At 38.5% G+C, this 18,605-nt stretch carries 16 protein-coding genes; 11 read left to right on the forward strand and 5 right to left on the reverse strand.

What is annotated here, in order from left to right:
• Nucleotides 1–77: 77 nt before the first annotated feature.
• Genes pilV through GQR38_RS02575 form a run of 5 tightly spaced genes read left to right on the forward strand, consistent with a single transcriptional unit; the run spans nucleotide 78 to nucleotide 5,736 of the window.
• A complete protein-coding gene (gene pilV / locus GQR38_RS02555; RefSeq protein ID WP_007581374.1) occupies nucleotides 78–638 on the forward strand; it encodes a type IV pilus modification protein PilV in 561 nt (186 codons plus the stop codon).
• A 1-nt stretch (nucleotide 639) separates the two neighbouring features.
• Entirely contained in the window at nucleotides 640–1,635 is a 996-nt protein-coding gene (locus GQR38_RS02560; protein WP_007581375.1) for a PilW family protein, read from the forward strand.
• Nucleotides 1,623–2,126 carry a hypothetical protein gene (locus GQR38_RS02565; RefSeq protein ID WP_007581376.1) on the forward strand — a complete coding sequence of 168 codons (504 nt, stop codon included), beginning with the start codon at nucleotides 1,623–1,625 and terminating at the stop codon, nucleotides 2,124–2,126. The genes GQR38_RS02560 and GQR38_RS02565 overlap by 13 nt, the downstream gene beginning before the upstream one ends.
• 1 nt (nucleotide 2,127) lies before the next feature.
• The gene (locus GQR38_RS02570; protein ID WP_165721328.1) at nucleotides 2,128–5,310 is read left to right on the forward strand and encodes a PilC/PilY family type IV pilus protein; all 3,183 of its coding nucleotides are present in this window, start codon (nucleotides 2,128–2,130) and stop codon (nucleotides 5,308–5,310) included.
• Between the two features lie 9 nt (nucleotides 5,311–5,319).
• Complete coding sequence (locus GQR38_RS02575; protein ID WP_024607276.1) at nucleotides 5,320–5,736, forward strand: type IV pilin protein; 417 nt, start codon at nucleotides 5,320–5,322, stop codon at nucleotides 5,734–5,736.
• 6 nt (nucleotides 5,737–5,742) lie between these two features.
• On the opposite strand, the gene GQR38_RS02580 is transcribed toward GQR38_RS02575, so the two are convergent.
• Nucleotides 5,743–6,273, reverse strand: coding sequence for a GspH/FimT family pseudopilin (locus tag GQR38_RS02580; protein WP_024589415.1), 531 nt, complete (start codon nucleotides 6,271–6,273; stop codon nucleotides 5,743–5,745).
• Nucleotides 6,274–6,352: 79 nt separating this feature from the next.
• The gene (locus GQR38_RS02585) at nucleotides 6,353–6,904 is read right to left on the reverse strand and encodes a GspH/FimT family pseudopilin (RefSeq protein WP_121954429.1); all 552 of its coding nucleotides are present in this window, start codon (nucleotides 6,902–6,904) and stop codon (nucleotides 6,353–6,355) included.
• A gap of 160 nt (nucleotides 6,905–7,064) precedes the next feature.
• Here GQR38_RS02585 and glnB point away from each other — a divergent pair, with 160 nt between their 5' ends.
• On the forward strand, nucleotides 7,065–7,403 hold the full coding sequence (gene glnB / locus GQR38_RS02590) for a nitrogen regulatory protein P-II (RefSeq protein WP_002962211.1): 339 nt from the start codon (nucleotides 7,065–7,067) through the stop codon (nucleotides 7,401–7,403).
• Between the two features lie 47 nt (nucleotides 7,404–7,450).
• Here the strand turns inward: glnB and GQR38_RS02595 are convergent, their stop codons facing one another.
• On the reverse strand, nucleotides 7,451–8,215 hold the full coding sequence (locus tag GQR38_RS02595; RefSeq protein ID WP_007581382.1) for an outer membrane protein assembly factor BamD: 765 nt from the start codon (nucleotides 8,213–8,215) through the stop codon (nucleotides 7,451–7,453).
• A gap of 141 nt (nucleotides 8,216–8,356) precedes the next feature.
• Between GQR38_RS02595 and rluD the strand changes: the two genes are divergently transcribed.
• The 3 genes from rluD (at nucleotide 8,357) to clpB (ending at nucleotide 12,738) form a co-directional block, all read left to right on the forward strand.
• Nucleotides 8,357–9,334, forward strand: a complete 978-nt coding sequence (rluD, locus tag GQR38_RS02600) for a 23S rRNA pseudouridine(1911/1915/1917) synthase RluD (RefSeq protein ID WP_007581384.1) — start codon at nucleotides 8,357–8,359, stop codon at nucleotides 9,332–9,334.
• Complete coding sequence (pgeF, locus tag GQR38_RS02605; RefSeq protein ID WP_165721329.1) at nucleotides 9,334–10,065, forward strand: peptidoglycan editing factor PgeF; 732 nt, start codon at nucleotides 9,334–9,336, stop codon at nucleotides 10,063–10,065. Before rluD ends, pgeF begins: the two co-directional genes overlap by 1 nt.
• Before the next feature lie 96 nt (nucleotides 10,066–10,161).
• A complete protein-coding gene (gene clpB / locus GQR38_RS02610; RefSeq protein ID WP_007581388.1) occupies nucleotides 10,162–12,738 on the forward strand; it encodes an ATP-dependent chaperone ClpB in 2,577 nt (858 codons plus the stop codon).
• A 52-nt stretch (nucleotides 12,739–12,790) separates the two neighbouring features.
• Here the strand turns inward: clpB and GQR38_RS02615 are convergent, their stop codons facing one another.
• Nucleotides 12,791–14,338, reverse strand: a complete 1,548-nt coding sequence (locus tag GQR38_RS02615; protein ID WP_165721330.1) for a PAS domain-containing methyl-accepting chemotaxis protein — start codon at nucleotides 14,336–14,338, stop codon at nucleotides 12,791–12,793.
• A gap of 587 nt (nucleotides 14,339–14,925) precedes the next feature.
• Between GQR38_RS02615 and gshA the strand changes: the two genes are divergently transcribed.
• Together gshA and GQR38_RS02625 are read left to right on the forward strand one after the other, a co-directional pair.
• Complete coding sequence (gene gshA, locus GQR38_RS02620) at nucleotides 14,926–16,503, forward strand: glutamate--cysteine ligase (RefSeq protein ID WP_165721331.1); 1,578 nt, start codon at nucleotides 14,926–14,928, stop codon at nucleotides 16,501–16,503.
• Between the two features lie 146 nt (nucleotides 16,504–16,649).
• A complete protein-coding gene (locus GQR38_RS02625; protein WP_010554629.1) occupies nucleotides 16,650–17,261 on the forward strand; it encodes a transglycosylase SLT domain-containing protein in 612 nt (203 codons plus the stop codon).
• A gap of 48 nt (nucleotides 17,262–17,309) precedes the next feature.
• Here GQR38_RS02625 and GQR38_RS02630 read toward each other — a convergent pair whose 3' ends face one another.
• Nucleotides 17,310–18,578, reverse strand: coding sequence for a CNNM domain-containing protein (locus GQR38_RS02630; protein ID WP_007581396.1), 1,269 nt, complete (start codon nucleotides 18,576–18,578; stop codon nucleotides 17,310–17,312).
• Between the last annotated feature and the right edge of the window lie 27 nt (nucleotides 18,579–18,605).

Raw genomic sequence — 18,605 nt, forward strand, 5'->3', positions numbered from 1 at the left:
CGCTTGTCTTAGTCCTCATTGATTCCTCAAATAAATAGCATAAACTTATAATCAGATAATTTTTATTTGGTTCTACTATGCAGTCATCTCAAACAAAAGTGCAAAGAGGCTTCACTCTAATTGAAGTGTTAATTGCATTTATTATTCTTAGTTTTGGCCTTTTAGGCGCAGTTGCCCTGCAAGCAAAAGCAAAGCAAGCAAGCTTTGATTCTATGCAACGTGCTGCTGCAGTTGCACTTGGTAATGATATTGTGCAGCGTATCCGTGCTAACGATACCCCTCAAATAGCCGGACTGTACACACAAACATTTGATAGTGAAACTGCAACGACAACCTCGCAAACGTGCTTTACAAATACTTGTAGCGCAGCGCAAGTTGCGGCCTTAGATCTTGAGCAGTGGAAAAGGGCTATAAGAGCTCGAGAAAATACGGGGTCTTTAGATGGTGCTACCGTATGTATTGCACCTACAGCAGTTGCTGGCTCGGGTGGTAAGGCATTTAATTTAGAAGTAATTGTTTCGTGGCAAGGTCGACAAGAGTTTAATGCAAATGATGCTACTGGCGCAATAAAGTGTGGAACGGCTGACAAAAAGCGCCGCTTAGTTGTTTTAACTAGTTACATTTACCTTAGGAGCTAACATGAAGCAAAAAGGTTTTACACTTGTAGAAATGATGATTTCATTATTTATTGGTGGATTAATACTAGGTGGCGTTATGTTCACCTATATAGGTATGAAAGTAACCACTAAAGATACGATGACTATTGGTGAACTTCAAGAATCAGGGCGCCTTGCAATTAACATAATGCAACGTGATATTGAACAAATTGGCTTTTGGGGAACTTATTATGACGATTCGTTCACTGCAGTAAATACAGATACACTAGCAAACCCTGGAACAGACTGCTTTGAAGGATTAAATAATGGGAGTTTTCCTGATTTTGCTACAGCTAGTAATTTTAGAACTATTTACGCAAAGGTTGCTGGAGAATCAAAAGAGCTTAACTGCCTAAATAATCCGATTAAAAGCACTGACATTATTCAATTAAAATTTTTACAAGGTAAGAGTTTAACAGTTAATACAGTAACTAATGAGACTCAGGCCGATGAAAACTACTTTGTAGCTGAGCAAGAGAAAGCTCAATTTTTCCGTGGAACGGTTAACGCTGCCACTCTTAATGTTAATGCAACCGTTTGGCCTTACAGCCATCATGTTTATTATCTATCAGAACAAACTTATAAAGTTAATAATAAAAATTTAACTGTACCTGCATTAATGAGAAAGCGCCTGGTTGGTGGAAGCATCAACACAGAAACTATTATGGAAGGTGTTGAGAACATGCGGTTTGTTTTTGGTCTTGATACTAACAGTGATAATCGTGTAGATACCTACCGAAGTATTCAAGATATGAAGTATACAGATTGGGAAAATCGTAAAGGTATTTTAACTGTTCAGGTTTTTTTATTAATACGCGCATTACAGCCAGACCCAGGAGTTAAAATTAAAAACCAAACTTATACGTTAGGTGAGGATGAAGATAAGCGTGTATTAACATTTACCGATAATTTTAGACGTACTGTGTTTACTACTACTATTCGATTAAATAATGTTGGATCAAATTTATGGCGTATTTAAAACAATCACGAAAAAAACAGCAAGGTGTAGTTCTAATTACAGCTTTAATAATGGTTATTGCAGTGACCGGTATTGCTGTAACGCTTATGAGCAGTAGTAGTATTGATATTAAAATTACCAATGCAGCACAAGAGCGCGAAGTGGCCGAAAATGAACTCATTGGTGAAGTGCAGCGCATGATCTCTGATGAGGCAAATCAAGGCGCTAATAATCAGTTCTTCCTGACTCCCGATGAAGTAACTGCAATCGCGGATGGTGATGACAAAGGTATGGTGATTGCAAATCATGCAGATATGCAAAGCAAAATGACTAACCTGAACAAGGGGGCGTTAGATTTAGAATGTCCTCGACGCTTTAATTTTACTGCAGGTATATCGTGCAATATGTTACAGGTTGCCACCACAATAGAATATGGATCTAAAAGTAAGCATGAACTAACTATTGTTACAGGTATAGCACAAGAAATGGCCAGCGTAAGCAAGGGGATTTAAGATGAAATTTAAATTAAACAAAGTGTTAGCCTCTTTGCTTGGCTTAACAATAAGTATGTCGGTATTCGCTGAGGATATTGAGCTTTATGTAAATCATGATGTAGAGACAGACGAAAATCCAAGAGTGTTAATGATATTTGATACCTCTGGGAGTATGGCCTGGGATGTTGTAGATGGAGGCCAGTGTTATCGTCGATATCAAAATGGACAGTTTTATACATCAGATTGTTTTAAAAGTCAGACTTACTTTAGTTACACACAGCAATGTTACAAGTCTGTAAACGGATATGCACAAGCTGTTTGTGAAGATAGCCGCTTATTAGTAGCAAAAAACGCTGTTAGCCAACTTATTACCGATAATGATGATATTGATTTTGGTTTAATGAGATTTAGAGAAAGTTCAGGTGGCTATGTACTAGCAAGGCTTGGTGCTAACAAAAACACTTTACTTAATGAAGTTGACGATTTGCCTGCAAGTGGTGCAACTCCTTTAACTGAAACATTATGGGAGGCGTATAGGTATATTACTGGGCAAAGCCTTTATTATGGGTATGGTATTAACAGCAGAGATAAAGCAGCCGATGCTAATGGAACTTATAAGTCACCATTTAAAAAGGAATCAGGAGATCCTCTCAGGTGCGATAACTCAATTAATATTATTTTGATGACTGATGGAGACCCTACTAACGATGATGGTCGTGATGATCAGATTAAAAGTGTACATAATAATTTATTTAATGATTCAATCCCTTTTGTGAGCGGTGATTATTCTAATAGCTATTTAGTTGCTCTATCAAAAATAATACATGGAACAAATAATACAAAAGTAGATTTATACTCTGATACAAGTGATGTGCTAGATACTGGTAGAGTTTTTACCATTGGCTTTGGCACAGGAATGAGCGAAGGCGGTATCGACTTACTAGAGAAAGCTGCATCAGTTGGTGGAGGCCAGTACTTAGAGGCGCGAACTTCAGAAGCTTTATCTGAAGCATTAAAAAATACTATTTCAAGAATTAGAGAAGTAAATGATAGTTTTTCATCGCCTTCAGTTGCGAGTAATAATGTAGATCAAACTCGTAGCCGGGATGCTGTTTATTTTGCCATGTTTTACCCTGAAACCGGTGCTCGTTGGCGTGGAAACTTAAAAAAACTGAAAGTATCAGGGAATCAAATTGTTGACTCAAAAGGATTGTCGGCACTTGATGAGAATGGTTTAATTGACGAAAATGCAGAAACATTTTGGTTGCCAAGTGGGGAGCCAGCAGATGGTAACTTAGTTGCACAAGGTGGTGTGAACCTTCATTTAACGACATTAGATTCAGATAGCCGTAATTTATACACTGACAATCAGGGATCTATAGTAAATTTTAATACCTCAGTTGTGAGTGATATTCTCAATTTAGTCGATAACAATCCGCTAAGCTTATCGAGTAATGATATCAAATGGGCAATGGGTATAGACGTTGATGATGAAGATGGCGATGGGTCTAGCGTTGACCAGCGCAAAGATATTTTTGGTGACCCTCTGCATTCTAAACCTGTTGCAATCGATTATGGTAATGATGATATTCGAGTTTTGATAGGAACTAATGCTGGCTTTTTACATATGTTTAAGGATTCAGATGATAGTGTAAGTGAAAGTTGGGCATTTATACCATCTGCTTTATACAACATTATTGAACCTCTACGTGAAAATCAAGCCGATACGAAAGTATATGGTATGGATGGTCCTATTAGTATTTATTTTGATAATAAAAACTTAAATAGTGATGGTTTAAATGACGGTATTATTGATGCGAGTGGCGACGATAAAGTGTGGGCTTTTGCGGGGATGCGTCGCGGTGGTAAAAATTACTACGGACTTGATATAACAAACCCGAACATACCGAAAAAATTATGGGACGCTCCAATCGAAGGTGGTAAAGGTGATTTTAAAGAGCTTGCACAAACCTGGTCAAAGCCACAAATAGCCTACATTAAAGCGTTTGGGGATAAACCCTTATTAGTTTTTGGTGCTGGATACGATACAAATAAAGATGAAGCTATTCGTAGTGATGATGATATAGGGCGAGGTATCTATATTGTTGAAGCTGAAACCGGTAAAAGGGTGTGGGCATTAACACCGGATATTAATGGCTTTAAAGGTAAGCATAGTATTGCTGCAGATATAACCACGCTTGACTCAGATTATGATGGATATATAGACCGAATTTATGCGGCAGATACCGGAGGTGATATTTGGCGTGTAGATATGCCAGGTAGAAACACTAGCGAGTTTAGCCATTATAAATTAGCTGAACTTGGTAGTAATAAAGCAACTGAAGACAGACGCTTTTTCTATAAACCACTCGTAGCACGCACAATTTATAGTAAAGTAAGCGAGTCAACAGTTAATGGTAGCACCGTTATAACACGCTTAGATACACCGTATGATGCCATAGTTATCGGCAGTGGTAATCGCTCAAAACCAACCGGCACCAATGAAAAAGATCAATTGTTTATGATCAGAGATGAAAATACGGTTACTAAATCGTATAAAACGAATGCACCAGATACTATTGTGCCTGCTGATTTAATGCAAATGAACTCAGATCCATTTGGTAATGCCCTAGATGACGTTGATGATTTTGTTGACTTAGAAGTAGACTTGGCTAAATTTAATGGCTGGAGATATGAGTTAGGAACGGGTGAAAAGTCGCTAGCTGCTGCCACAGTTGTTGGAGGTGTTGCCTATTTTACAAGCTTCACACCTGCATCAGATACATCGACTGAAAATCAATGTTCGCTAAGTGGTGGTGGCGGTTCTTTATACGCTTTTCACTTACATTACGGTACTAAGGTGTATGACGACCTTAAATTTACAACCAGCTATGATGTACCAGACACACCTCAGTTATACTTTGGTGAAAGCCCTTCATGTGTAGATGGTAATGGCGATGGTAAATGTGATGACAACCCAACAGTTGACGTAATACAAGAAAGTCAGTTTTATTTAATTGGGCCTGGTATTAAAGGTGAAAATGCGGAAAATCCAATGAAACCTGTAGAAATAAAAGGTCCTGGTTTAACTGTTGTTGATGGTAAAGTTGTGTTGGTTAATGACAATGCAGTAGGGTTTGGCTTTAAAACCCAACAAACATATATCTATAAACGTGAAGAAAATGACGAAGTTAATAATTAAGGAAATTAGATGAAAAAACAACACGGGTTTACCTTAATTGAGCTGATGATAGCCGTTGCTATCGTCGGCATACTCGCTTCAATTGCGCTACCTAACTATACTGAATATGTAAAGCGTGCTTCGCGCGCTGAAGCTGCTGCAGCATTGTTAGATGCTGCAAACAAGGAAGAGCAATATTTTGTCGATAATAGGGAATATACAGAGACATTTACTGATTTAGGATTGCAAAGTAAAACCGAAAATGGCCATTTTGAGCTATCCATAAAGGTAGTCGATAGCAATACCTTCACTATTACAGCTAAACCTATAGACGGTGCTGTAAAAGGCGATAATGATTGTAAAGAGCTTACAATTACTGACACAGGCCTCAAAGGTGCAAAAGGGTCTAAAGGAGACTCAGATGTTGACTATTGCTGGGGTCGATAGCCTAGATTACTTCTTCTGACACTTATCAGTTGATTTGATGCGAATTCTACCCGTTTGACTTACAGATAAAGCCAATCCTTCGAGATTGGCTTTATCGCTATTGGGGCAATATATAAAAGTCCCATTTTGAAAACCATTTAAAGAACCATCTGGACGAAATGTAATGGCGTTGCGCGGATACTCTAAAGTATCAGCATCATGAACATCCTCGAAAGTGCTTAAGAGTAACTCATCATCATCTAGAGTCGTTGATTTATCTTTGTCGATAAATAGTGACATTTGACCATCCCACTCGTCCTTTGTGCATTGACTGCCTTTTAGTGCGCAAAGCGTGACGTAAGTACCATTTTCAATTGCGTAAAGACGGCCATAATTTATATTTCGGTGTAGTAGATTCACATGGTTATCTAATCGGTTTTTAGCCAAGAAGTCTGGATAAAACCACATCGATAATTGACTGATTACACTGACAACAGCAATTGAAACCATTAATTCAAGAAGTGTCACTCCCTTGTTTTTTGATATTGATAATCTCATCCTTGAAGACCTGAGTTAATAAATGATTAACTCAGTCTAGTAAATGATACAAATATGACAAGATTAATTTGTATGTTTTTTAACCGCAAGTCTGAGCTGTATCACCAGTATAAAAAGAAGTACCAGATTGAGATACTGTTAAAGCTTTGTTATTTTCATTATCACTATTAGGGCAATAGATAAAGTCTCCCGGATTTGTTGTAATACGACCACTGGTATTAAAACGAAGACTTGTCTCGTTACCACTATAACTAAGGCTATCAGTTGCAGGAATATCCTCTATAACTCTCAACAAGGCATCGTTAGCTACGTTATAACTTCCATTGTTATCAGCATCAACAAAAACAACAATGATTTTATTCGTGTCCCATTCTGGTTCACATTCAAACTCATCTTTAGCTTGTTTAATAGCGCCTTCTTGTGCGGGACATAAAATAACTATTTCATCCGTACTTGCCGCTTGAGAGCGTGCATAAGTAATGCTTCTTTTTAATTCCAACAAAAAATTCTCAGCTCTATTTTCTTCTAGCATATCGCTGCTATTCCAGATCGCAATGGATGCAATGATCCCAACGATAGCAACGGTTACCATGAGTTCTAAAAGAGTGAATCCGTTTTGTTTATTTTTCATATTAATCTCATTTACTGCTAGTCATTTAAGTATCGCTATTTTTATACAATAAATTATACCATGATCGGTTGTTTTATCACCGTAATTCAATCGCTTTGTTTGCTATGAGCATCATGATTGTCTAAAATCGAGGCAACTGGAGCTTTCAAAAGTAATTAATATGAAAAAAATAGAAGCAATTATCAAACCTTTTAAGTTAGACGATGTGCGTGAAGCATTGTCTGATGTAGGTATTACAGGTATGACGGTAAGCGAAGTTAAAGGCTTTGGACGTCAAAAAGGTCACACTGAGTTATATCGTGGCGCAGAGTATATGGTTGATTTTTTACCTAAAGTAAAACTTGATATTGTATTGACTGATGAAGATGTAGACCGTGCAATTGAAGTTATTGTAAAAACGGCACAAACAGGAAAAATCGGTGACGGTAAAATATTTGTCACTGATGTTGAGCGTGTAATACGTATTCGTACTGCTGAGGAAGATGAAGAGGCGATTTAAGATTTTCTTCTACGCAGTAAAAAGGCGCTTACTAAGCGCCTTTTTGTTTATTTAGTTCTTTTATTTAGTCTTCGTGTTTGCTTTGCGTGCTCACTAAGCTCAGTTAAACCTAATTGGTCGTAACTTTTTTCCATCATTTCAAGCGCGGGATCTAAGTAACTGCTTTGTGAGTAGTGTTCAACAACAAACTTACCTCTATTAGCAGCAGCTAAATAAGCTTCACGCTCATAATAGTAAGTGGCTACTTTTAATTCATAACGTGCCATACGGTTTAAAAGCCATACTAAACGACGCTTAGCTTCAGGCGCGTAATCACTTTTCGGAAAGCGTTTTACTAGTGTCGATAAATCGGTAAATGCAACACGTGTACGGTTAGCATCACGGTCGGCTCTATCTACACCAAAGTACTCTTGGAACGCATTTTTATCTGCTTTAATGTTTACTAAACCACGCATGTAATACATGTAATCTAGGTCTTTATGGTTTGGATTTAAGCGGATAAAGCGGTCAATGGTTGCAAGTGCTTGTTCAGTATTACCTGATTGGTAATGTGCATACACTAAGTCCATTTGTACTTGTTTAGAGAATGGGCCAAACGGGTAGCGAGAATCTATTGCACTCAAAAGTTCAATTGCGCGAGCATATAAACCAGAATCTAGTGTTTCTTTTGCATCTTCATATAAAGCGTGTGCAGATTTATTCGGTACACGTTGAATGTCTTCTTGGTCTGGAGCAGACGAACAAGCGCCTAAACTAAGTACAGAAACTGAAAAAACAATGGCAAATGCACGTTTCCCTATTTTATTTATCATTTTATTTGTTACCTTCGATGTCTTCGGCTAGGCCAAGTCGGTAAAACCGAGTAAACTATGCGTATTATATTATGCTTTTATTAAAAGCGATTCTAACCCAGTCGAGCAAAGCTTGCACTGGTAAATTGGGTAAAGTTACTAATGTCAGAGCAAATTTCTCTTCAAGCCGACGTTCCAACCGAATTAGGTGGTAAACGTCTAGACCAAGTATTAGCACAATTGTTCCCTGATTATTCACGTTCTCGTATAAAAACGTGGATATTGGATGATAAAATCACCGTAGACGGTGAAATTTTCAACACTCCACGCGAAAAGCTACTAGGTGGTGAAGTTGTAAGTGTTGAAACAACAATTGAAGCACCACGCGAATACGAAGCACAAGATATCAAATTAAACATTGTTTATGAAGACGATGATATTTTGGTAATTAATAAACCAATGGGCCTAGTGGTTCACCCTGGTGCGGGTAACCCTAATGGAACAGTGCTAAACGCATTACTACATTACTACCCTGAAATAATTAACGTACCACGCGCGGGTATTGTGCATCGTTTAGATAAAGACACGACCGGTTTAATGGTTGTAGCTAAAACGATTCCAGCACAAACGCATTTAGTAACAGCGCTACAAAAGCGTGAAAACTTCACGCGTGAATATGAAGCACTGTGTAATGGTACTATGACCGCAGGTGGTATGGTTGAAAAAGCGATTGGCCGCCATCCGACTCAGCGTACGCATATGGCAGTACATGAACTGGGTAAACCGGCAATTACACATTACCGTGTTGCTGAGAAATTCCGTGCTCATACTCGTTTACGTTTGCGCTTAGAAACAGGTCGTACTCACCAGATTCGTGTGCATATGGCACATTTAAATCACCCGCTAATTGGCGATCAATCTTATGGCGGCCGTCCGCGTCCACCTAAAGGCGCAACACCTGAGTTGTTTGAGTTACTTCGTAGCTTTAGACGCCAAGCACTACATGCTGTAAAATTGAGTATTGCGCACCCAATCACGGGTGAAATGATGACATGGCAAGCACCTATCCCAGATGATATGGTTGCTATGACACTCGCATTACGTGAAGATACCAAAGCTAATCCTGATATCGATAGATAATGCACTTATTGTCAGCGACATGGCAAAACCTTCATAAAGTGGGAACGTTAAGTACTACTTGTGGAGGTGGTGTTTCAAAAATCCCATTTAAAAGTTTTAATTTGGGATTCCATGTTGGTGATAATCAAAATCATGTATCAAAAAATCGCTCATTATTAACAAATCTCCTACCTAAACCTGCCGTGTGGCTAAATCAAGTTCATAGCTCTAATGTTGTTATTGTTGATGAACATTTTGATTTTGATGAGTTACACGATGCTGATGCGCTTTATACTCAGTTATTAAATCAGCCTTTGGCTATAATGACCGCCGATTGTTTACCTATTTTATTAGTCAGTGATGATGAAAAAGAAGTTGCAGCTATACATGGCGGCTGGCGAGGACTTGAGCAGGGAATTATTAAAAATACTTTGGAATGTTTTAGCTCAAAGTGTGAAAATATAAATGCGTGGTTAGGGCCTGCAATTGGGCCAACTCGATTTGAGGTTGGGGCTGAAGTGTTTGAGTTATTTCAAAAAAGGTCCCCTTTATTTATTCAAGCATTTACACTACAAACTAATGGTAAATATCTTGCTGATATCTATGGTATTGCGCGTACTTTACTTACCCAGCAAGGCGTTAAAAATATTACGGGTGGCGACTACTGCACAGTCTCTCAAAGTGACTTATTTTTTTCTTATCGGCGAGATGGACAAACTGGACGTATGGCTAGTTTGATCTGGCGCAAGTAATTCACATCTTTAATCATTATATTTCCCCCTACACCTTGAACAAACACCTAAACATACCCATTAATTAAGCAATTAGATTATTTAATAGGTAACACCATGCGTTTAGATAGATTTACAAGTAAATTTCAATCTGCGCTTTCTGATGCGCAATCGCTAGCCCTTGGTCGCGATCATCAATTTATTGAACCCGTACATTTAATGTATTCACTACTAAAGCAAAGTGGCTCTAGTGTACGTGCATTATTTGCACAAACGGGTGTCAGCGCTGACGAACTCAACACCAAGCTTTCACAAGAAATAGAAAAATTATTTAAAGTAGAAGGTGTAGGTGGCGACGTCCAGCTATCAAACAATATGGCATCACTTATTAATCTATGTGATAAGTACGCGCAAAAACGCAAAGACAAATATATTTCAAGTGAATTATTTGTACTGGCGGCATGCGATGATAAAGGTCCACTTGGCGATATATTTAGGTCGTTAAATATTACCTCGACTAAAATTGAAACTGCAATTAAAGCGATTCGCGGCGGTCAAAAAGTTGATGACCCAAATGCCGAAGAAACACGTCAAGCGCTTGAAAAATTCACGATTGATCTAACTGAGCGAGCAGAGCAAGGTAAGCTTGACCCCGTTATTGGTCGCGATGACGAAATTCGCCGCACGATTCAGGTACTACAACGCCGCACTAAAAATAACCCTGTATTAATCGGTGAACCAGGTGTTGGTAAAACAGCAATCGCCGAGGGGTTAGCACAGCGTATTATTAATGGTGAAGTACCTGAAGGATTAAAAAATAAACGCGTACTATCACTTGATTTAGGGGCGTTAGTTGCGGGTGCTAAATACCGTGGCGAATTTGAAGAACGTTTAAAATCAGTATTAAACGAATTGGCTAAAGAAGAAGGCCAAGTCATTTTATTTATTGATGAAATACATACTATTGTAGGTGCAGGAAAAAGTGACGGCGCCATGGATGCAGGCAATATGTTAAAGCCAGCATTAGCACGCGGCGAATTACACTGTGTTGGCGCAACCACGCTTGATGAATACCGTAAATATATAGAAAAAGACGCAGCTCTTGAGCGTCGATTCCAAAAGGTACTTATTGAAGAGCCATCTGTTGAAGATACCATTGCAATATTACGTGGCTTAAAAGAGCGATATGAGTTACATCATTCAGTAGAAATTACTGACCCCGCGATTGTTGCTGCGGCGCAGTTATCTCATCGTTACATTAGTGACCGTCAGTTACCCGATAAAGCGATTGATTTAATAGATGAAGCGGGTTCTTCAATTCGATTACAAATTGACTCCAAACCAGAATCGTTAGACAAGCTTGAACGCCGTATCATCCAGCTAAAGTTAGAAGATAATGCGCTAGCGAAAGAAAAAGACGAAGCAAGTCAAAAACGCCGAGCTGAAATGCAAGAGTTGATCACCGACCTTGATGGGCAATATCGTGAGCTAGACGAGATATGGAATGCTGAAAAAGCATCACTTCAAGGCACGCAAGTAATTAAAGCCGAGCTTGAACAAGCAAGATTAGATTTAGATGTAGCGCGAAGAGCAAGTGATTTACAGCGTATGTCAGAGCTGCAATATGGGCGAATTCCAGAACTTGAACGAAAACTTGATTTAGCCTCACAAGCCGAAATGCAAGAAATGACTCTGCTTAAAAACCAAGTAGGTGAGGATGAAATTGCTGAAATACTGTCTCGCTGGACAGGAATTCCTGTTGCAAGAATGCTACAAGGTGAGCGTGAAAAGCTGCTGCAAATGGAAGATAAGTTACACAGTAAAGTAATAGGGCAAGATGAAGCGGTTGTTGCTGTTTCTAACGCAATACGACGCTCACGTGCCGGGCTTGCAGATCCTAATCGTCCTATTGGTTCTTTCTTATTTTTAGGTCCAACTGGTGTGGGTAAAACCGAGCTGACAAAAGCACTGGCTGGTTTTATGTTTGATACCGAAGATGCCATGGTGCGTATCGACATGTCTGAGTTTATGGAAAAACATTCAGTCGCACGTCTAGTAGGGGCTCCTCCAGGTTACGTGGGTTACGAAGAGGGCGGTTATTTAACAGAAGCTGTTCGTCGTAAACCTTACTCAGTGATATTGCTTGATGAAATAGAAAAGGCGCATCCTGATGTGTTTAATATTTTACTGCAAGTATTAGATGATGGCCGATTAACTGACGGGCAGGGTAGAACCGTTGATTTTAAAAATACCGTTATTATCATGACCTCAAATCTAGGCTCAGATATTATCCAAGAGCAAGCGGGTAATAATGATTACACGACCCTTAAAGCTAAAGTAATGGAAGTATTAATTAATGAGTTTAGGCCTGAATTTATTAACCGTATAGACGAGACTGTCGTGTTCCACCCGTTAGCAAACGAGCATATAAAAGAAATAGCTGATATTCAGTTAATGAAATTACGTGAGCGTTTAACTGAGATGGGATATCTGCTTGAAATAAGCGATGCTGCTCTTGAGCGAATAGCAGAAAGTGGGTTTGATCCTGTGTACGGTGCACGTCCGCTTAAGCGTGCTATTCAACAAACGATTGAAAACCCGCTGGCACAAAAGTTACTCAATGGAGACTACTTACCAGGTTGCGTGATCGTTATTGATGCAAATGACGACTCTCTGGTATTTTCCAAGCGTTAATTGTAAATAATTAAACTCAAAAGCCGCTAAAATAGCGGCTTTTTTATGTTTGTTAAACTTTAAAAGTTAGTAATAAATCGTTCACCCTACGTGAACCTTCAACAAGTTCAGCTGCTCCTTTTGCAACATTAAAGCTTAAGCTTAAGTTGTTATCTCCAAAGTCTTTAATTTGCGAAACATTATTACTAATATCATTACTAACCATTTGTTGCTCTTCTGCAGCAGATGATATTTGTATTGCTAAATGAGATATTTCACTGATTTGGATAAAAATCCCCTCTAATTCAACTTGAGTTTTATCGGTTGTCAGCACACAATTATCGGCTTGTGCTTTAGTGCTTTGCATTACTTTAGACCAGCTAAATAAAGTATCTTGTATTTCTTTAATAGAACTGTGGATTTGTGTTGTAGCATTTTGAGTACGTGACGAAAGGGTCCTTACCTCGTCGGCTACTACAGCAAAGCCTCGCCCATGCTCTCCCGCTCTAGCTGCTTCAATCGCTGCATTAAGGGCAAGTAAGTTAGTTTGATCGGCAATTCCCTCTATTTCACTCATTACTTTACCAATCTTATCTGCTTCAGAGGCTAAGCTGGTGGCTGTGGTTGCAGCCTTTTCTACTTGAAAAGCTAAATCAGATACCATTTTACTATTATCGGCAATATGGTCTTTTATTTCAGAGCAGCTTTGGTGGGTGTTATTCACTTTATCAGCTGTTTGAGCGGTATTTACTGATATTTCACCAATGGTAGAACTCATTTGAGTCATCGCTGATGCAATTTGTTCTAAACGCTCACCTTGCGAAGAAATGCCTTTTTCAGTAAGTGTTGATTGTTTATCTAGATCAGTCGCGATGCCATTAAAGCTTAATGTAGAGTCTTTCATACGGCCAAGAACCGTGCGCAATTTTGCGCTTAGCATTTGCTCTCTATAATCACTTACGCTATGCGGTGTGTGGCCGCTGTAAATATAGCGAGAGATTGAATCGGCTTTTGCTTTTTGTTCGCGTAATATTTTAGGAGTAACAATCAGTTCATCATAATTTAGCGCAATAACCAAAACGCAAATAAGTAGGCTAATTACAGCTATAGAGATTGATCCCGTAACAGCAATAAAAATCAGCCAAAGTAATAGGCATATAAAAGTAATGCCTTGTCTTATTGTGGTGTGTTCTCGCAGATAAAATGATGACTTATTGGTATTTATTTTGTTGTAAAGAGCGTGTGCACGTTGCTTAAGTTGAGAGCTTGCTTTAGTTCTTACTGATTGATAACCAACAAGTCGGCTATGCTCAAAAATAGGGGTTACAAAGGCATCTACCCAATAATAACGGCCATCTTTACAGCGGTTTTTAACCATGCCGCGCCACGAGTGCTCTTGTTTTAATGTTGCCCACATTTCTTTAAAGGCCGCTTTTGGCATATCAGGGTGACGAACAATATTATGATGCTGACCGATAAGCTCTTGTGCGCTATAACCTGCTACAGAGCAAAACTCTTGATTGACGTATGTTATTACACCCTTGAGGTCGGTAGTAGAAACAAGCTCTTGTGACTCATCAAAGTATACTTCTTCATTTTTTAAGCTTTTATCATTGTGCATTATGTTTATTATCATCCTTTATTGTTGCTGTCATTATATTGGTTACACACTACAAAGCAAAAAATAGCGTCTTTCCTTTTATGCTCATAAGGCAAATAATTGTTTTTATTGATCTAGATCAAATTTAAATATCGAGTAGCTAAATTGAACTCATTTTAAATAAGTTCCGGTCTATTATTTTAGGCTTATATTTTGCGTATTTAATTTATACTTAAATACGCATTTAAAGCATTTGTATAATGCCCAGAGCAATGGCAATATTACGACTTAATATAATGATGTTGGTCATATTGAGCGCATGTATAGAGTGGGTAAATAATTATTAACTTAGAAAAATTATATTGTTCTAGCAATTTATACCAGTTGCATTAAATAAGTGATCAATTATAGCGCTAAGAAAATAGCACAATAACAAGGCGAAAATTATGACATATAGTTGTTCTATATGAATAATTTTTAACGCAGTGAGTGCGCTATTTAATGCGATAGAATGATCATATTTTCAATAAAATTGGTATTAATCTTGAGTCTAAGTAATTAGTCCCCATAACCTTATGATTAAGCCACGTGGCCCGAGGAAAGATTTTTTGACAACACATGATTTAGCAAACGCACTTGAAGCGTTATCAGTAAATGAGCACCAACATGCAGTTAAAGGCATTAAACGTGGCATAGAGCGAGAGTCGCTAAGAATACAAGATAATGGTGCAATATCACCTCAAGGTCACCCAAAAGGTGTGGGCAGTGCGTTAACTAATGGCCATATCACAACTGATTTTTCTGAGTCTTTACTTGAATTTATTACTCCAGTTAGTGAATCGTCAACACAAACGCTTAAGCAATTAAAAGACCTTCAAAAGTTCACTCTAGAAAAAATGGGCGATGAACTACTTTGGCCCATTAGCATGCCGTGTTTTATTGAGCACCAAGACGATATAGTGCTAGCTCAGTTTGGTAGTTCAAATACTGGTCAAATGAAAACACTATACCGTGAAGGATTAAAAAATCGCTACGGTAGTATGATGCAAGCAATTGCAGGTGTTCACTTTAATATTTCATTCCCAGATACGCTTTGGCAGTCACTTCATTCGTTACAACAAAGCAATGCAAGCCTTCAAGATTTTATTTCAGAAGGCTACTTATCGCTTATTCGTAACTTTAAACGCGAACTATGGCTAATAAGTTACATGTTTGGCGCATCGCCAGCATTGTGTAACTCATTTTTGCAAGGTCGAAAAACTGACTTACCATTTAAAAAACTAGGTAAAGGCACGCTTTACTTAGAAGTTGGTACAGCACTGCGTTTAGGTAATTTAGGTTATACAAATAGCGCTCAGTCGTCACTACGCGTAATGTATAACTCGTTAGATGAATATGTAGCGGGCCTTAAAAAAGCAATCAACACACCATCAGAAATTTATGGTGATCTTGATGACTATAAGAGTAAAAACCCTAAGCAGTTAAATAAAAATATTCTGCAGATTGAAAACGAATTTTACTCGCCAATTCGTCCTAAGCGCAATGCGAAAAGTGGCGAAACGCCAACGGATGCATTGCTTCGAGCAGGCATTGAATACGTAGAAATTCGCGCATTAGACGTTAACCCGTTTAGCGAAGTTGGTATTGATATTGAGCAAATTCACTTTTTAGATGTGTTTTTAACGTATTGTTTATTAAAAGATTCAGCTCCAATGGATTGGAAAGAACAAGCACGTAGTACTGAAAATCTCGACACAGTAGTAAACCAAGGTCGAGAAGAAGGGCTAATGCTTAACTTTAATAACACACAGCGTAGCCTTCAGTCGTGGGGCGATGAAATATTTACCCAGCTTACAGATGTCGCTAAATGGATGGATAATGCTTATGGTGTTAACTATTACTCAGATACTATAAAGCGCATGGCAACGTGGATACATAATCCAGAGCTTACTTACTCTGGACGTTACGTGTCACAATTAAAAGAGTCTGGTTTAGACAACGGCCACTTTGCACTAGCATTGGCTAGTAAATATAAGCAAAGCCACGCAGATACTGACTACAGCGAGTTTTTAAAGCCTTGGCTGGAACAACAAGTTGTAGAGTCTAACGAAGCACAAGCTGCAATTGAGCAAGCAGATACCCAGTCATTTACCGCGTTTTTAGATGCGTATTTTGACGGTAAATAACCTTGGTATTTAGCAACATTTAAGCAAAAAAAAACGCAGCCTAAGTTGGCTGCGTAAATATATTCAGGGATGAATTAATGCTGTACTGCTGCATTCATTGAGTCAGACCCACACTTTATAAAAAAGTTCTGTGAGATCTTAGAAAAATGAAAAAAAATGCAATTATCCTATCTCTCGCCATTACTTTAGCCGGTTGTGCTACAGCACCTCCAAAGCAACCTAACGATTTATGTAAAATTTTTGAAGAAAAGCCAGATTGGTATTTCGACGCAAAAGATGCACAAGAAAAATGGGGTTCTCCCAAGCATGTACTCATGAGTATGATGTACCAAGAAAGCTCATTTAAGCATGATGCCGCTCCGCCTATGGAGTACTTCTTATGGATAATTCCTACCGGTCGCGCAAGTGATGCCTATGGTTACTCGCAAGCTAAAACACCTACATGGTCTGATTATATTCGTGAAACAGGCAACAACGGTGCTGATAGAGATGACTTTGACGATGCAATCGACTTTATGGCGTGGTTTGTTTATAAAACGCATAAAGTAAATAAAATATCTAAATGGGATGCTTACGCACAATACCTTAATTATCATGAAGGTTGGGGTGGGTATAAGCGTGGCACGTACAAAAAGAAAAAGTGGCTAATGGGTGTTGCGAACAAAGTTAAGCACAGAGCGAGCCGTTATGGTGCGCAATTAAAACACTGCGAAGAAGAGCTTGATAAAGGTTGGTTTGAACGTCTTATATTTGGCTAGATAATTATTAATGGATATAAAAAAGGAGCCAATTGGCTCCTTTTTTATTTAGCGAGAACGCTTATTCGGCAGTATCTTCACTTGTTTTATCATATTTTCTTTTACTTCGAGTACTTCAATAGGATATCCCGCGATACGCAGACTAATATTTGCATCAGGAATATTCTCCAAGTATTCAACAATTAAACCACTCAGAGTTTTAGGTCCATCGAGCGGGAAATCCCAACCCATTTCTTTATTTAAATCGCGTACGTTAGCGCCGCCATCCACAATACATGAGCCATCAGTTTGTGTTTCTACTTCTTCGCTCGGCGTACGAGTTTGCGTAGTTGTGAAATCGCCAACAACTTCTTCTAAAATATCTTCTAGGGTCACTAGGCCTTGGATGTCGCCATACTCATCTACCACTAAGCCTATGCGTTCTTTAGATTGCTGAAACTTTAATAGCTGAGTATTTAGTGATGTTCCTTCAGGGATAAAGTAAATTTCACGTACAGCTCGTAGCAAAGATGGTTTATCAAATTGCTCTTTTGTAAGTAGACGAAGCGCATCACGTGAGTGAATAAAACCTACTGCATCATCTATATTATCGCGATACAACAACACACGAGTATGTTGTGCATGAGTAAGCTGGCGACTAATTAGTTTCCAATCGTCATTAATATCAATGGCCACAATTTCGTTTCGTGGGATCATAATATCTTCAACGGTTACTTGTTCTAAATCTAAAATTGAAGTCAGCATACTTTGATGACGAGCAGGAATAAGTGCGCCTGACTCATTGAGTACTGTTTTTAATTCTTCTTTACTCATGCTGTGTTCGTCGATTTGTGCGGCACTAATACCAAATAATCGCAATATTCCGTTGGTCATCCAGTTAATAACAACCACAAAAGGGAACATTATTTTAAGTAGCCCTTTTAAAATAATAGAGCTTGGAAAGGCAACTTTTTCAGGATAAAGAGCAGCAAGGGTTTTAGGGGTTACTTCTGCAAATATAAGCACAACTAAAGTTAACACACCTGTAGCTATTGCAATACCGAGGTCACCATAAAGACGAATACCTATAATGGTTGCAACTTGGGCTGCTGCAATATTAACAAGGTTATTACCGATTAAGATTAAACCGATGAGCCTATCTGGACGGCTAAGTAATTTACTGACTCGTTTAGCTGCACGATGATCCTCTTTAGCGAGGTGTCGCAGGCGTATACGATTGATTGACATAATTCCGGTTTCTGAACCAGAAAAATAAGCAGAAAAAAGCACCAAAAAACCTAAAATGATAAATAGGGTACTTGTCGATATGTCGTCCAACGATGGATCCTTTTCTTATAAATCAAT

It is taken from the genome of Pseudoalteromonas sp. c7(2019), from assembly GCF_011378625.1.
Taxonomy (GTDB): Bacteria; Pseudomonadota; Gammaproteobacteria; order Enterobacterales; family Alteromonadaceae; genus Pseudoalteromonas; species Pseudoalteromonas arctica.

Coding starts and splice junctions, on each gene's coding strand:
- pilV (WP_007581374.1), top strand. CDS start 78: ATGCAGTCATCTCAAACAAAAGTGCAAAGAGGCTTCACTCTAATTGAA.
- GQR38_RS02560 (WP_007581375.1), top strand. CDS start 640: ATGAAGCAAAAAGGTTTTACACTTGTAGAAATGATGATTTCATTATTT.
- GQR38_RS02565 (WP_007581376.1), top strand. CDS start 1,623: ATGGCGTATTTAAAACAATCACGAAAAAAACAGCAAGGTGTAGTTCTA.
- GQR38_RS02570 (WP_165721328.1), top strand. CDS start 2,128: ATGAAATTTAAATTAAACAAAGTGTTAGCCTCTTTGCTTGGCTTAACA.
- GQR38_RS02575 (WP_024607276.1), top strand. CDS start 5,320: ATGAAAAAACAACACGGGTTTACCTTAATTGAGCTGATGATAGCCGTT.
- GQR38_RS02580 (WP_024589415.1), bottom strand. CDS start 6,273: ATGAGATTATCAATATCAAAAAACAAGGGAGTGACACTTCTTGAATTA.
- GQR38_RS02585 (WP_121954429.1), bottom strand. CDS start 6,904: ATGAAAAATAAACAAAACGGATTCACTCTTTTAGAACTCATGGTAACC.
- glnB (WP_002962211.1), top strand. CDS start 7,065: ATGAAAAAAATAGAAGCAATTATCAAACCTTTTAAGTTAGACGATGTG.
- GQR38_RS02595 (WP_007581382.1), bottom strand. CDS start 8,215: ATGATAAATAAAATAGGGAAACGTGCATTTGCCATTGTTTTTTCAGTT.
- rluD (WP_007581384.1), top strand. CDS start 8,357: ATGTCAGAGCAAATTTCTCTTCAAGCCGACGTTCCAACCGAATTAGGT.
- pgeF (WP_165721329.1), top strand. CDS start 9,334: ATGCACTTATTGTCAGCGACATGGCAAAACCTTCATAAAGTGGGAACG.
- clpB (WP_007581388.1), top strand. CDS start 10,162: ATGCGTTTAGATAGATTTACAAGTAAATTTCAATCTGCGCTTTCTGAT.
- GQR38_RS02615 (WP_165721330.1), bottom strand. CDS start 14,338: ATGCACAATGATAAAAGCTTAAAAAATGAAGAAGTATACTTTGATGAG.
- GQR38_RS02625 (WP_010554629.1), top strand. CDS start 16,650: ATGAAAAAAAATGCAATTATCCTATCTCTCGCCATTACTTTAGCCGGT.